Here is a 14827-nt window from a genome sequence, read left to right as displayed (position 1 = left end):
AGTATGAAATCACGCATCGATAAACGAAGACCTCCGATCCTCTGGCGCGTCATCAGTGCGCTTCTGCTCGTGATCGTCTTGATTGCTAGCGCTTCGACGGGACTGGCATTTTTAAAAATCCAACAGACGGCGCATTACTTTTTACAGCCGTTGGGTGGGGAAAAAGCAAAGCCACTCGCATCGATGAAGCCAGTCAATGTCCTCTTGATTGGCGTCGACGAGCGAAAGAATGATAAGGGACGGGCAGATGCCATCATGTTGCTCTCGTTTAATCCGAAAACGAAGCAAGCGACTTCGTTGTCCATTCCACGCGACATGCAAGTCACAATACCGACGGGTGAAAAGACGAAAATCAATCATACGTATGCCTATGGTGGTGTGAAGGAGACGGTCGAGACGGTGGAACAGACGTTTGATGTCGATATCCCATATTACGCTAAGATCAATATGGATGGGTTGATTGAATTGGTTGATGCTGTTGGCGGTGTCACAGTGGATAATCCATCCGCCTTCAGCTGGAACGACCGTCGTTTACAAAAGGAGTATAAAAAAGGAAAGATTCATTTAACTGGTCTAGAAGCGAGTGGTTACGCACGTATGCGAAAACAAGATCCACTCGGCGATATGGGCAGACAGATTCGGCAACGTCAAGTTTTAGAAGCCGTCGGTGCTAAACTGGCTGGACCTCGTTTACTGACCAAGATGGAAGAAATCACGAATGTCATGAAGCATAATTTCGCGACGAACATCGATTTTGACGTGGCGGCACAACTTGCTCAAGAAAATCAGCCGGGATTCAAACAGCTGAAACCATTAAAGCTAGACGGAGAAGGCTATATCGCAAACGATGGGGTATGGTACTTCTTTGCATCGGATGAATCCATGAGACAAACGAAAGCCAAGATTCATGCCATCCTCGTGTCTTCTTAAACCCGGTAAAAAGGACTGTCTACCACACGGACGGTTCTTTTTTTGTTGTTTTCCATCCAACCGAATCACTTTGGTTCAAAAGTCTTATTTTCTGTTCGAATCATCAAATAGGCTTTGACAGGACTTATAAACGGATGCAAAATGAAAACGATTACATAACAAAGGAGATGGCTATCGTATGAAACGCATAAGATCCGTTTGTATCGTTGCGCTAACGTTTGCACTAATATTTAGTGGACTGTCTTTATCCGGTCAAGCACTGGAAAAAGGAAAGTCTACATTGGTCATCATTCATTACAAGGAAGACCCGAATGCCACGAAGGATTGGAACCTGTGGTTATGGACAAATGGTCCGGATTATTTTCCGAATAAAGCACATGCCTTTAATGGTGAAGATGCTTACGGAAAAATCGCAGCCTATGAATTTCCAGTCGATCAGCCGGAAAAAGTCGGCTTCATCGTGCGAGATGATAACTGGAACAAGGATGGGGGATCTGAGAACGATCGTTTCATCACGAAAGATATGATTAAAAACGGAGTTGCTGAAATCTGGATCGAGTCGGGAAGCAAGGATATCTCGACGGTCAATCCGACTAATGGAGCAGACGTCGAAAAAATCGACACGAATATCCACTATTATCGGTATGACAATGATTATGATAAGTACGGCGTCTGGTCTTGGCCGGAAGCGCAAGATGGCAAACGATTCGAATTCGATCAGCAGGATGAGTTCGGTGCCATTGCCAAAGTAACGCTTGATAACCCAACGAAAGCACGTCTTGCAGGCGTCATTCCTCATCTTGAGGGCTGGTCGGAAAAAGACGGAGCCGATCGTTTCTTTTATGCAGGTGCGAAGGACATCTGGTTGATCGAAGGGGACCAGACAGTGTACTACAGCAAACCGGAAATTGATCGGACGCCAAAAATCACGAGCTTTTTGGCTGATGACTTCCGGACGATGACGCTTAAAACGAACACACCGATGACGGCAGAAGACTTAAAGGCATTTACGTTCGAAGGTGTGACGAATCCAGTCGTATCAGCGATCGATGCCAAGACGGCGAAAGTCGAAGTCGCTTCTGATATCGATTTAGCAAAAGTCGTCCGCGTGACGCATCCTGTTTTTGGAGAAGCAGTTCTTGAAGCAGGGAAGGTACTGCGTTCGAAAGCATTCGATCAAAAGTATGCCTATGGTGGTAAGCTCGGCGTCGACTATCAGAAATCGAAGACGACATTCAAGGTCTGGGCGCCGACAGCGCAAGCCGTTGAACTCGAGTTATATCGTTTACCGAAACAACAAGCAGCTACGACAAAAGATATCACGCGTGAAATCCAGATGAAACGGACGGATCGTGGTGTCTATCAAGTGACGGTCAAGGGTGATCTTGACGGTGTCGGTTACACATATGAAGTCAAACACGCAAAAGAATCGACGCGTGCCGTTGATCCGTATGCGACAGCGGTCGCTGTTAACGGAGACCAAGGTGTCGTCGTTGATTTACGCGAGACGGATCCAAAACGCTGGACGAATGGGAAAATGCCACTTCGTCACGCAACAGACGCGATCATTTATGAATCCCACGTCCGTGATCTATCGATGTTTGATGTGACGAATTCAGGTTACGATTCAGGTATCAAACAAAAAGGAAAATATCTTGGCGTCATTGAGCCAGGTACACGTTTAACGAAGGATGGCAAAAAAACGAAGACAAAGACGGGACTCGATCACTTAAAGGAACTTGGCATCACGCACGTCCAGTTCATTCCTGTTTATGATTTCAATACAGCGTCCGTCGATGAGACGAATCCGCTTAAATCATACAACTGGGGTTATGATCCGAAGAACTACAATGCACCAGAAGGATCGTATGCGACAAATCCATATGATCCAAAAGTCCGGATCACGGAAATGAAACAGATGATCCAAGGACTCCATGACAATGGTCTACGTGCCGTCATGGACGTCGTCTATAACCACATGTTTGACGCCAAAGCATCAAATCTTGATAAGATCGTACCGGGTTACTACTACCGCTATACAGAAGGCGGCGATTTAGCGAACGGTACAGGTGTCGGGAATGATACAGCCTCTGAACGTCAAATGATGCATAAACTAATCGTTGATTCTGTCTCGTACTGGGCAAAGGAATACCACTGGGATGGCTTCCGCTTCGACTTGATGGGCATTCACGACGTCAAGACGATGAACGCTGTCAAACAGGCGACGAAGCGAATTGATCCGTCGATTCTAGTGTTCGGAGAAGGGTGGAGCCTCGGAACTCCTCTTCCAGATTCAGAGAAAGCAAACCAAACGAACACAAAACAAATGCCGGGAATCGGACATTTCAATGACAACCTGCGTGATGCGCTCAAAGGTAGTGTCTTCGAAGACACGGATGCTGGATTCATCAACGGGAAAGCGGGTCTTGAGACACGTATCAAACGTGGTATCGTCGGCGAGATTGCTTACGATAAAGACATTCAAGGATTTACGCAAGAACCAGATCAAGCGATCACGTACGTTGAAGCACATGATAACCATACCCTCTGGGATAAGTTGAACCTGACGAATCCACAAGACAATGACGCAACGAAGACGAAGATGCACCGTCTAGCTTCAAGTATTTTGCTGACGTCACAAGGAACGACGTTCATCCATGCAGGTCAGGACTTCATGCGGACAAAAGGTGGCGATCATAACTCATATAAATCACCGGACTCTGTCAACCAGCTCGATTGGAAACGGAAGATGGATCGTCAACAAGACGTCGATTATATGACAGGATTAATCGAATTACGCAAGAAGAACCCTGCACTTCACTTAGCAACAGCGAAAGATATCCGTCGTTACTTGACGTTTGAAGCAGCACCGGCACAAGTCATTGCGTATCGACTAGATGACGACGCTCCACAACAGAAGAACGATTTATATGTCATTCACAATGCAAATCGAACAGTAGTTGACATGAAGCTACCGAAAGGGAAATGGAAGCTTCTCGTAGATGGTAAACAAGCAGGAACAAAAACGATCCGCACTGTTTCAGGTACGGTTCGTGTTGAGGGACTCAGCTCGTTCGTCTTAGCAAAATAATCAAACAAACGACAAAAGACGTTCCGCAGTTTGCGGAACGTCCTTTCTTGGAGTAAGAGACATACGATTACGCATAGCGTTCATCGGTTTCTTCGCCTTCTTTGAGGTTACCTTCTTCTGATTTCGAGACGATGACGGCACATGCTGCGTCACCCGTGATATTGACGGCTGTACGCATCATATCCAGAAGACGATCGACACCGATGATCAAAGCGATCCCTTCTACGGGTAAATTGACCGACTGAAGAACCATCGTTAGCATGACGAGACCGACACCCGGAACACCAGCTGTTCCGACCGATGCGAGAACAGCTGTCAGAACGACCGTCGCAAGTTGCCCAGGTGTTAAATCAACCGCATAGACTTGCGCGATGAAAACAGTCGCAACTCCTTGCATGATTGCCGTCCCATCCATGTTGATCGTCGCACCGAGTGGCTGAACGAAACTAGAGACGGAGCGTGGAACCTTCAGCTCTTTTTGAGCCGTTTGCATCGCGACAGGAAGTGTTGCGTTCGACGAAGACGTCGAGAAAGCAAATAACATGACAGGTGCGAACTTTTTAAAGAAGAAGAACGGATTCATCTTCCCAAGAAGTGAGACGGTTAAACCGTACGTCAATAAAGAATGGATAATTAAAGATAAAACGACAACTAACATGTAGAAGAACATGGCTTTAATTGAAGACCATCCTTGTGAGCCAACTGCCGATGCAATCAAAGCGAACGCACCGAGCGGGGCCATCTTCATGACGAGTGTGATCAAATATGTCATTAAATCGTTACCCTGTTCAATGAAAGTCCGTAACGTCGAGACCTTTTTACCGAGAAATGTGATCCCGAAACCAATAAAGACACTAAAGACGATGATCTGTAACATGTTGCCTTCCGCCATCGACGTGATCGGGTTCGTCGGGAACATACCGACGATCGTATTGATCAAACTCGTATCTGGTAGATTGCCGTTATCATATTCAAGATCTTGCGTTTCGAAGTTACCGAATGTACCCGGTTTAATCAATAATGATAAACCGAGAGCGATGACGATCGCGACAGCTGTCGTCGTCATGAAGTAAGTAATCGCTTTTCCACCGACTCGACCCAGTTCTTTTGGATTACCGAGTCCCATGACGCCGAGGGTGATTGAGAAGAAGACGATCGGTACGACGAGCATCTTGATCAGGTTCAAGAATATCGTCCCGATCGGTTGTAGAGCATATTTATTCAATCCCTCATAAATCGACTTATCGGGCAATGCAGCGAGGACGATTCCGAGAATCAATCCGAGGATAAGTCCGAAAATGATACGTTTTGCTTCTTTCATACGTGATGTCACACTCCTTTGTTTGATAATTGCCTATATTTTGACACATCATCACCCTTTTTGACAAAACATTTTAAAAAATGATGATAACGCTTACAAAAAAGTTTCTGAATTTTGATGCAGGAATGATCAGATTTTGTTGTCAAACGGATGCAAGCATGAGAGGATAGAAAAGAACAAAAAGGAACAGCGTAGGGTACAGAAAAGTCGCTTGAATCAACTGTTGACCAAATTGTATATTCCTACTATAATGTTGTATGACGTGTCTGACACGTTTCCTTTAGTCGGTAATATCGGAGGGAGGGAAAACTAGTGGAAACTCGTGTACGTAAAAATGAATCACTTGAAGACGCACTTCGTCGCTTCAAACGTGGTGTTTCAAAAGATGGTACGCTTGCAGAAGTTCGTAAACGTAAACACTACGAAAAGCCAAGTGTAAAACGTAAGCTTAAATCGGAGGCTGCGCGTAAGCGTAAGAAGTTCTAACGTTAGAGAGGGTGTATCCTCATGAGTCTTCAGGAGCGTTTGACAGCGGATATGAAAGATGCCATGCGTCTTCGTGAAAAAGATCGTCTTACGACGATTCGCATGGTGAAATCATCGCTGCAAAATGAAACGATCAAACTCGGTAAGCAAGAATTGACAGACGAGGAAGAATTGACGATTCTTTCACGTGAAATGAAGCAGCGCAACGACTCCCTCCGAGAATTCGAAAGCGCTGGTCGTCACGATCTCGTCGAGAAAATTCAAGCAGAGATTGTCGTGCTCGAAGCTTATATGCCAAAACAGCTTTCCGAGGAAGAAGTACAGGAAATCGTCGACGCAGCTATTGCGCAGACGGGTGCCTCTGCTCCTTCGGATATGGGGAAAGTAATGGGTGTCGTCATGCCGCAGCTTAAGGGCAAGGCAGACGGTGCCTTAATTAATCGACTCGTCAAACAACGTCTCGCTTAATACATGGAAAGGTGTCCCTCGGGACACCTTTTTTTGTCGTTCCTGTCACGTTTTTAAAGTTTCTTGATGAATTCAGAATAGTCATGAAACCTTTTTGTTTCGAAAGCGTATATAATTGTAGTAACGAATCAAAGTGCAAAAGAAGTAGCTTCTGACACGAATGAAAAGGGGTGAACGTACGCATGACGTTTAGCTTAGGGATGATTTTGACGGTCTTCATGATCGGGGTACTCATGTTACTGGTTGAAATATTCGTCACAGGGTTTGGAATCTTTGGCGTCCTTGGGATCGGTGCTGTCCTTGCTAGCTTGATTATGGCAGGTGCGACCGTCGGACAAGTCGGTTTAGCCGTTGGGCTTGCAGTTTTTCTGTCACTTGCGGCCGGGTTCTGGGCGTATCGCAGAATAAAATCAAATCAGTCATTGCTTTGGAGAGGTTTGATTTTGACGGATTCTACATCGTCTGAAAAGGGCTACCTTTCTCATCAAGACAAAGTACAACTGTTAGGACAAGAAGGAGTCAGTCTGACACCATTACGTCCGTCAGGAACGATTGAAATCGATGGGAACCGAATCGATGCCGTTACAGAAGGAACCTTCATTCAAGCGGGGGAAACGATCGTTGTAAAAGAAGTGACGCACGGACGCGTCATTGTTAGAGTCCAACATACGAAGGAGGAGTCCCACACATGACACCTGAATTATTGACCGTATTACTCATATCTGGAGGAATCTTAATTTTCCTCGCTATTTTCTTCACGCTCGTCCCGATTCCACTCTGGATTAGCTCGCTCGCAGCAGGCGTACGCGTATCAATCTTTACATTAGTCGGGATGCGTCTTCGTCGAGTAACACCATCAAAAATCGTCAATCCGTTGATCAAGGCAGTTAAAGCGGGATTGAACTTGAATACGAACCAACTGGAAAGTCATTTCCTTGCAGGGGGTAACGTTGACCGTGTCGTCAATGCCTTGATTGCAGCACACCGGGCGAATATCGAGCTGAGCTTCGAACGCGCAGCGGCGATTGATCTTGCTGGTCGTAATGTTTTAGAAGCTGTTCAAATGTCGGTTAACCCAAAAGTCATTGAAACACCGTTCATCGCCGGTGTCGCGATGAATGGGATTGAAGTGAAAGCGAAAGCCCGGATCACGGTACGTGCGAATATTGATCGTCTCGTCGGTGGTGCTGGGGAAGAAACAGTTATCGCGCGTGTTGGTGAGGGCGTCATCTCAACCATCGGATCATGTAATGACCAAAAAGAAGTACTTGAGAATCCAGAAATGATCTCACGGACAGTACTTGCAAAAGGACTCGATTCAGGAACGGCGTTTGAAATTCTCTCGATCGATATCGCAGACATTGATATTGGTAAGAACATCGGTGCGGTCCTTCAAACGGATCAAGCGGAAGCAGATAAGAACATTGCGCAAGCGAAGGCGGAAGAGCGTCGCGCAATGGCGATCGCAAGCGAACAAGAGATGAAATCACGTGTTGAAGAGATGCGAGCGAAGGTTGTCGCTGCTGAAGCGGAAGTACCACTTGCTATCGCAGAAGCGATGCGTGACGGAAATTTTGGCGTCATGGATTATGCGAACTACTTGAACGTGACAGCCGATACGAAAATGCGTCAAGCAATCGGTGGACAATCATCACCACATGACTCACAGTAAAGGGTGAGACGGTATGGATATCATATGGGTCGGATTGATGATCGCATTCGGTGTCATCTCCGTCATCTCAAAAGCAGCAGATAAAAAACCGAAGCAGACGAACCGGACACCTTCAAAAGAGTTCGGGGAGTATGTGAAGCAAATGGTCGAACAGGTGGATACGGTTCGACAAGAGACGACACCTCCACCTGTCGTTCGTAAAAAAGCACCTGCGAAGAAACAACCTGGGGTAACCCAAACGAAAGCACGACCAGTTCATGAACGAACGGAATTGCAACAACGTTTGGACCAACGTCAGAAACAACATTCGAAAAAAGGGGTGCCTTCTTCGAGTATTGGTGAAATCAAAGACAGCGTCGCAGACGGTGCTATTGGAACATCGAGTCGTTCGGCATCAGCAACGACGCTTTCGCAAGACGAAATGCGACGTGCGATCGTCTGGAGTGAGGTTCTCGGAGCGCCTGTCTCTAAACGAAAACGATGATGGTTGGACAGGAAGTCGATCCTACGAAACGTGTAGGATCGACTCTTTTTGTTTTCCAAAAGGTGGAAACGGGTTTTTCTTTCCATCTTTTCGGTGGAAGTGCTAAAGTGGAAGAGATTAGATATGAAGCGATGACAACTTGTTATCCATGACTAGGAGGCCATTCACAACGTGATATTCAACGAAAGAATCCCATTTGCATTTTCGAATTCAGAACAGATTCAAGCATTCGTCGGTCCGAATGACGCAGTCTTACGTACGATGGAAGCGGAACTTGAAGTCCAGCTTACACATCGAGGAGATGAGCTGTTGGCACAATCCGAACAGGAACAGTCTGTGATCTTGGCAGGACAAGTCGTTGGTGTCCTGAAGCAACTCGTCAATCGTGGAGCTGTTTTGACGGAGCGTGACGCAACGAGCGCCATTCAACTCGCACGTCAAGATCGGGTGGATGAACTACTGGAACTTTACGATACGGTCATCCATACGAATCATAAAGGAAAACCACTTCGTGCGAAAACGCTCGGTCAAGCACGTTACGTCCGCGGAATTGATCGCTGTGATTTGACATTTGGTATTGGACCAGCGGGGACTGGAAAAACATATCTCGCAGTCGTGATGGCTGCAAAAGCACTGAAGGAAGGACATGTCAAACGACTCGTCCTGACGCGTCCAGCAGTAGAAGCAGGAGAGAATCTTGGATTTCTTCCTGGTGATCTTAAAGAAAAAGTTGATCCATATCTACGTCCTCTATACGATGCGTTACACGACGTCCTTGGTGTCGAACATACGGCTCGACTACTTGAGCGTGGTGTCATCGAAATTGCGCCACTCGCTTATATGCGTGGGCGGACACTTGAACATGCCTTTGTCATTCTAGATGAAGCGCAAAACACGACACGTGAACAAATGAAGATGTTCCTGACACGTCTTGGTTTTCATTCGAAGATGATCGTCACAGGCGATTTGACACAAGTTGATCTTCCGCGCGGAAAAACGTCTGGTCTACAAGAAGCATTGCATCTGCTCGGAAATGTCAAAGGCATTCATTTCGAACACTTCGGCTCAGCTGATGTCGTGCGTCACCCACTTGTCCGGAAAATCGTTGATGCTTACAGTCAGGAATTGACATAAGCCGTTACGGGAATAATGGAAAAAGGGGGAGATGATATGCGCAAGGTTAGGGTCTGGGTTGGACTTTTGACAGTAGTGTTCTATCTCGTCGTATCGACGATGATGTATGTCAGTGTCCGACCAGAAGCCTTGTCCGCAGAACCATTCTCGATTGCAGAAGAAGACATCCGGTCGCCATTGACGATGGAGGATCGGGTCGCGACGAATCAAATCAAGGAAAATGCGATTGCTGCAATCGAGAGTCAGTATACGATCAAACAAGAGTATGCAGCACAGCAAATTGATAAAGTCGAACAACTTTTTGCTAGTTTATCCGGCATTAAAAAAGCAGACGAGATCAGTAAAATCAAACAGCGTTTGCGTGGGACAGAAGCGGCAACTCTTTTAAAGGACGACGAACTACGTTTACTTGTAGCTTCAACGACAGCGCTTCGAGACACGACACGGGATGTCGTCATTACAGCAATCGAAGAAGCGATGCGTCAGCGCATCTCGTCTGATGGCGGCGAAGTGGCTGAAGCACGTGAAAATGCCCGAACTGATATCGAACGTTCACCGCTTTCTTTCTCGCTAAAGGCGATTGCCAAGGCGTTGACCGATCAACTGATCGTGACGAACTACGTCTATGATCCGGAAAAGACGGAACAGCTTCGTAAACAAACAAGTGATAAAGTGGAACCGGTCATCATCTCGGAAGGGGAAGTGATCGTGAAGCGAGGCGAAGTGATTTCGCAAGATGCTTACCGCCAGCTACAACTCGTCGGCTTGATTTCTGACCGTCAGTCGTTGAAACCGTTACTTGGAGCGATGCTTGTCAGTGCATTGATGACTGCTTTCCTATTCGGCTTCATTCATCGCTCGAAACTACGGTATGCACAGATGGGGCGGATCCGGTTGTTTGGGCTTGTCTACCTCGTCGTCAGCTTACAATTGCTTGTCATGTATGGCATGGCGTTTTTAGCAAACGATATCAATCCTGCACTTTACTTACTCACACCGACTGCTTTTGTTGCGCTTGTTCTGCGCAATTTATTAAACGAACGGATTGCATTGTCAAGTTCACTCTTCACGGCACTTGCCGGAACATTCTTCTATAGTACGAATCAAAACTTCAGCTTCAATATCGCGATCTATTTGTTAGTCGGTGGTTTAGTCGCAACGTTTTTCCTACAGTCTAGTTTGTCACGTCGTCGTATTTTCATGAGCAGTATTTCGATTGCCGGAGCAAACATCGCGATTTTCTTTGCATTCGTTCTATTACGTAGTGGCACATTCGAATTACGTGAAACATTGACTTTAGTCGGTTTTGCGATTGCTAGTGGGATCTTGAGTGCCATTCTTGCGATTGGGTTATTGCCGTTCCTCGAAATGACATTTGGTATCTTAGCACCGACGCGTCTGCTCGAACTGTTGAACCCGACGCATCCCTTGTTGAAGAAACTCTTGGTCGAAGCGCCAGGAACGTATCATCATAGCATGATGGTCGCGAACCTAGCAGAAACAGCCTGTGAAGCAATCGGTGCAGATGGGTTGCTTGCGCGAGTCGGTGCCTACTATCATGATTTAGGAAAAACACGACGACCACTTTATTTCATTGAAAACCAGCATGGACGCAATCCGCATGATCGATTGACGCCGGAAGAGTCGGCACGTGTCATCTTGGCACATACGGAGGATGGTGTTGAATTGCTCGAAAAAGCAAAACTCCCGGCAGCGATCATCGATATTTGTCGCCAGCATCATGGAACATCGTTGCTCCGATATTTTTATGTCAAGGCAGCAGAACAAGGTGAAGTCGATGAGGATACGTTCCGTTATACAGGACCTAAACCACAAACGCGTGAAGCGGCGGTCATCATGATCGTCGACTCGATTGAAGCGGCTGTTCGTTCAATGAAAGCTCCTTCGGAAGAAGGAATTCGGGACCTAGTCGCGAAAATCATTCGTGAAAAGATGATGGACGACCAATTTGCGGAATGTGACATCACGACACGCGAGATTTATCGTGTTGGTGAAAGTGCATGTCATACCTTATCCGGTTTGTTCCATGAACGAATCGAGTATCCAGAATTAAAGAAAGAGGCAACGAAATGAACATTTATATGACAGACGAAAATAATCGTCTAACGGAAGAGCAACGACAGCTTGTCGAATCGATTTTGATTTACACGGCGGAACAAGAAGAAGTCGATCCGAACAGTGAGTTGTCCGTGACTTTCGTCTCAAACGATGAAATTCAAGAGATTAATCGTGAATGGCGTGGGAAAGATCAGGCGACAGACGTCATTTCCTTCGCGATGGAAGAACTCGGAGAAGATGAAATCGATTTTGGATTATTGGAAGATGAACCAGTCGTCCTCGGTGATTTGATCATTTCCGTGGAACGATGTCGCGAACAGGCGGCTGAATATGGCAATCATTTCGAGCGTGAACTCGGTTTTCTCGCCGTCCATGGTTTCCTCCACTTACTCGGATATGATCACATTGAAAAGGCAGATGAGGAAATCATGACGAAGCGACAGGAGGAAATCCTGCATCACTTCGAGTTATTCCGGGGCACATTGTGAAAAGCTGGTGGCAACCATTTCGACATGCGATGCATGGGTTGCGCCAATCGATTCGAGAAGAACGGCATATGAAAGTTCATGTCATCATTGGCGGCATCGTATTACTTGTCGCCTTTTTATTACCGTTGACATCTGTCGAGCGAGCGATTCTTTTTCTGACGGTCGGGATCGTCATAAGTGCCGAGATGTTCAATACAGCGTTTGAGCGCGTCGTGGATCTCGTGACACAGGAGTGGCATCCACTGGCAAAAGCAGTCAAAGATATCGCGAGTGGTGCTGTTTTAGTGTTGGCGCTTACATCTGTTGCGATTGCGCTATGCATCTTCATCCCATATTTGGTACAATAAGAATCCGGCCTTTTTGGCCAATACCGTTCCTAAAAAGGGGATACTCACATGAAAACAGAACAATTACTCGAACAAGCTAAACGTGCACGCGAAAAAGCGTATGTTCCATATTCAAAATTCCAAGTCGGTGCTGCTCTCTTAACGAAAGACGGACAAGTCTTCCATGGCTGCAATATTGAAAACGCAGCGTATGGTCTTTGTAACTGTGCAGAACGGACAGCTATCTTCTCTGCGTGGGCACAAGATGCGCGCGAGTATGCAGCGATGGCTGTCGTTGCGGACACAGAAGGACCGGTCGCACCATGCGGACAATGCCGCCAAGTGTTATCAGAGATGTGTGATGCGGATATGCCAATCTATTTGACGAACCTTAAAGGGGATGTCACAGAAACAACAGTGGGCGCCCTCTTACCGGGAGCATTCACGAAAGGAGATTTACATGTTTAAAGAAGGATTCAAATCGGGCTTTGTCTCGATCATCGGACGCCCGAACGTCGGAAAATCGACATTCCTCAACCGTGTCATCGGACAAAAAATTGCCATCATGTCTGATAAACCACAAACGACGCGTAATAAGATTCAAGGTGTCTACACGACAGAAGATGTTCAGACGATCTTCATCGATACACCTGGGATCCATAAACCAAAACATAAACTCGGCGATTTCATGATGAAGGTCGCGACGAACGCATTGCGTGAAGTCGATGCGATCTTGTTCATGGTCAACGTGACGGAACCAAAAGGAAAAGGTGACGACTTCATTATTGAAAAATTGAAGGAACTCGATACACCAATCATTCTCGTCATGAATAAAGTCGATTTGATTCATCCGAATGATATTCCACCGATCATCGAGTCGTACAAAAATGAACTCGAGTTCGCGGCAGTCGTTCCGATTTCGGCGCTACAAGGGAATAACGTCGGACCGTTACTTGAAGAAATCGCAAAAATTCTACCAGAAGGACCGATGTATTACCCAGCGGATCAAGTCACTGACCACCCAGAGCGCTTCATCATCTCAGAGATGATTCGTGAAAAAGTCTTGCAAAAGACACGCGATGAAGTACCACACTCGATTGCCGTCGCGATTGATCAAATCAAGACGCGTGAGAATGGAAATATGGTGGATGTCCATGCGACGATCTTGATCGAGCGCGATTCCCAAAAAGGAATCATCATCGGTAAACGCGGAGCACTTCTAAAAGAAATCGGCTCTGAAGCACGAACGGACATCGAGATGTTACTCGGGACGAAAGTTTACTTGAACTTGTGGGTCAAAGTCCAAAAGGATTGGCGCAACAAGGCCGGTCAATTGCGTGAACTCGGCTTCCGCGATGATGAGTATTAAGCGATGATCGATAAGGCGGAAGGGCTTGTATTACGAACGGTCGTATATGGTGAATCGAATAAGATCGTTACGCTACTGACACGTGAATACGGCAAGCTCGCCGTCATGGCGCGAGGAGCGAAGAAGCCGGGTAGCCGTTTTAACGCGGCTAGTCAGCCTTTCGTCCGAGCTGTCTATATCTATCCACGTTCACGGGGTCTCGGTCAGTTAAAATCAGCAGACGTCATTACAAGTCATGCGCATATTCGGCAAGATGTCGTGTTGATGGCCTATGCGATGTATCTATTGGAGCTTGCGGATAAAGCGCTTGATGAACGGGTGCCGCAACCGGCGCTGTACGATTTATTCGTCGAAGGACTAGAGGCGATGGATGAAGGACTAGATCCTGACGTCGTCTCTTTCATCATCGAATTGCGTCTGTTGCGTCATCTAGGCATTGCTCCACATTTGAATGGTTGTACGATTTGCGGAAGTGCTGAAGCGCCATTCGCTTTTTCGTTACACCACGGCGGTCTACTCTGTCGCCGGCATCGCCATGAGGATGAACATGCTGTCTATATGTCAGAGGCAGTTGCGAAGATGCTCTATGTGTTTTCCGTCTATGATTTCTCACGGATTGGTACCGTGACGGTAAAGCCAGAAACGAAGCGTCTATTGCGTCAAATCATGGATGCTTATATGGAACGCTACAGCGGGTTACGTCTGCGTTCAAAACGTGTCCTCGACCAGTTGATTGATTTCGGCAACGATTGACAGCAACAAGCGGGTTCGGTAGAATGAATGCGGAAGAAGTAACTAAATGAACACGATGACGAAAAGGAGTACCGTCTTTTTTCTCAATCAAGCGATTCCAGGGTGGTGCGAGCTGGGAGTGAGAGGGGCGCGAACGGCGTTTCGGAGTGTTTTTTGTCAAAAAGAGTGGCATGCGATGCATGCAAGTAGGGTGGAACCGCGGGCTCGTCTCGTCCCTATGTGCAAC

General features: G+C 46.7%; 15 protein-coding genes. 14 read left to right on the top strand and 1 reads right to left on the bottom strand.

The features are described 5' to 3' along the window. Window positions 1–3: 3 nt before the first annotated feature. Window positions 4–930 carry an LCP family protein gene (locus B2U10_RS06975; protein ID WP_290786470.1) on the top strand — a complete coding sequence of 309 codons (927 nt, stop codon included), beginning with the start codon at window positions 4–6 and terminating at the stop codon, window positions 928–930. 178 nt (window positions 931–1108) lie between these two features. Next, entirely contained in the window at window positions 1109–4021 is a 2913-nt protein-coding gene (gene pulA / locus B2U10_RS06970) for a type I pullulanase (protein ID WP_290786467.1), read from the top strand. A gap of 67 nt (window positions 4022–4088) precedes the next feature. On the opposite strand, the gene B2U10_RS06965 is transcribed toward pulA, so the two are convergent. Next, on the bottom strand, window positions 4089–5342 hold the full coding sequence (locus B2U10_RS06965; RefSeq protein ID WP_290786464.1) for a dicarboxylate/amino acid:cation symporter: 1254 nt from the start codon (window positions 5340–5342) through the stop codon (window positions 4089–4091). A 312-nt stretch (window positions 5343–5654) separates the two neighbouring features. Between B2U10_RS06965 and rpsU the strand changes: the two genes are divergently transcribed. From rpsU to recO, 12 genes are all read left to right on the top strand, one after another. Beyond that, window positions 5655–5828 carry a 30S ribosomal protein S21 gene (gene rpsU / locus B2U10_RS06960; RefSeq protein WP_012369719.1) on the top strand — a complete coding sequence of 58 codons (174 nt, stop codon included), beginning with the start codon at window positions 5655–5657 and terminating at the stop codon, window positions 5826–5828. A gap of 21 nt (window positions 5829–5849) precedes the next feature. Next, entirely contained in the window at window positions 5850–6296 is a 447-nt protein-coding gene (locus B2U10_RS06955) for a GatB/YqeY domain-containing protein (protein WP_035409225.1), read from the top strand. 182 nt (window positions 6297–6478) lie between these two features. Then, window positions 6479–6988 (top strand): NfeD family protein, encoded by a 510-nt coding sequence (locus tag B2U10_RS06950; protein ID WP_035409223.1) that lies wholly within the window; start codon window positions 6479–6481, stop codon window positions 6986–6988. After that, window positions 6985–7968 (top strand): flotillin-like protein FloA, encoded by a 984-nt coding sequence (floA, locus tag B2U10_RS06945; RefSeq protein ID WP_035409222.1) that lies wholly within the window; start codon window positions 6985–6987, stop codon window positions 7966–7968. The genes B2U10_RS06950 and floA overlap by 4 nt, the downstream gene beginning before the upstream one ends. 13 nt (window positions 7969–7981) lie before the next feature. Continuing rightward, window positions 7982–8452: a hypothetical protein gene (locus B2U10_RS06940; RefSeq protein WP_035409220.1), complete on the top strand. Its 471-nt coding sequence runs from the start codon at window positions 7982–7984 to the stop codon at window positions 8450–8452. Between the two features lie 171 nt (window positions 8453–8623). Continuing rightward, window positions 8624–9586 (top strand): PhoH family protein, encoded by a 963-nt coding sequence (locus B2U10_RS06935; protein ID WP_052019074.1) that lies wholly within the window; start codon window positions 8624–8626, stop codon window positions 9584–9586. 36 nt (window positions 9587–9622) lie between these two features. Beyond that, window positions 9623–11680, top strand: coding sequence for an HD family phosphohydrolase (locus B2U10_RS06930; protein ID WP_052019073.1), 2058 nt, complete (start codon window positions 9623–9625; stop codon window positions 11678–11680). Further along, window positions 11677–12153, top strand: a complete 477-nt coding sequence (ybeY, locus tag B2U10_RS06925; RefSeq protein ID WP_056060122.1) for an rRNA maturation RNase YbeY — start codon at window positions 11677–11679, stop codon at window positions 12151–12153. Before B2U10_RS06930 ends, ybeY begins: the two co-directional genes overlap by 4 nt. Beyond that, window positions 12150–12500, top strand: coding sequence for a diacylglycerol kinase family protein (locus B2U10_RS06920; protein WP_035409213.1), 351 nt, complete (start codon window positions 12150–12152; stop codon window positions 12498–12500). Before ybeY ends, B2U10_RS06920 begins: the two co-directional genes overlap by 4 nt. Window positions 12501–12548: 48 nt before the next feature. Continuing rightward, window positions 12549–12947, top strand: a complete 399-nt coding sequence (locus B2U10_RS06915) for a cytidine deaminase (RefSeq protein ID WP_023467498.1) — start codon at window positions 12549–12551, stop codon at window positions 12945–12947. Further along, window positions 12940–13848 carry a GTPase Era gene (gene era, locus B2U10_RS06910; protein WP_023467500.1) on the top strand — a complete coding sequence of 303 codons (909 nt, stop codon included), beginning with the start codon at window positions 12940–12942 and terminating at the stop codon, window positions 13846–13848. Before B2U10_RS06915 ends, era begins: the two co-directional genes overlap by 8 nt. A gap of 3 nt (window positions 13849–13851) precedes the next feature. After that, window positions 13852–14601 carry a DNA repair protein RecO gene (recO, locus tag B2U10_RS06905; RefSeq protein ID WP_214854844.1) on the top strand — a complete coding sequence of 250 codons (750 nt, stop codon included), beginning with the start codon at window positions 13852–13854 and terminating at the stop codon, window positions 14599–14601. The last annotated feature ends 226 nt before the right edge of the window (window positions 14602–14827 follow it).

It is taken from the genome of Exiguobacterium sp. UBA7533, assembly GCF_002479335.1.
Classification (GTDB): Bacteria; Bacillota; Bacilli; order Exiguobacteriales; family Exiguobacteriaceae; genus Exiguobacterium_A.
The sequence above is the reverse complement of the archived record's forward strand: the minus strand, read 5'-3'. Positions and strand labels throughout refer to the sequence as shown.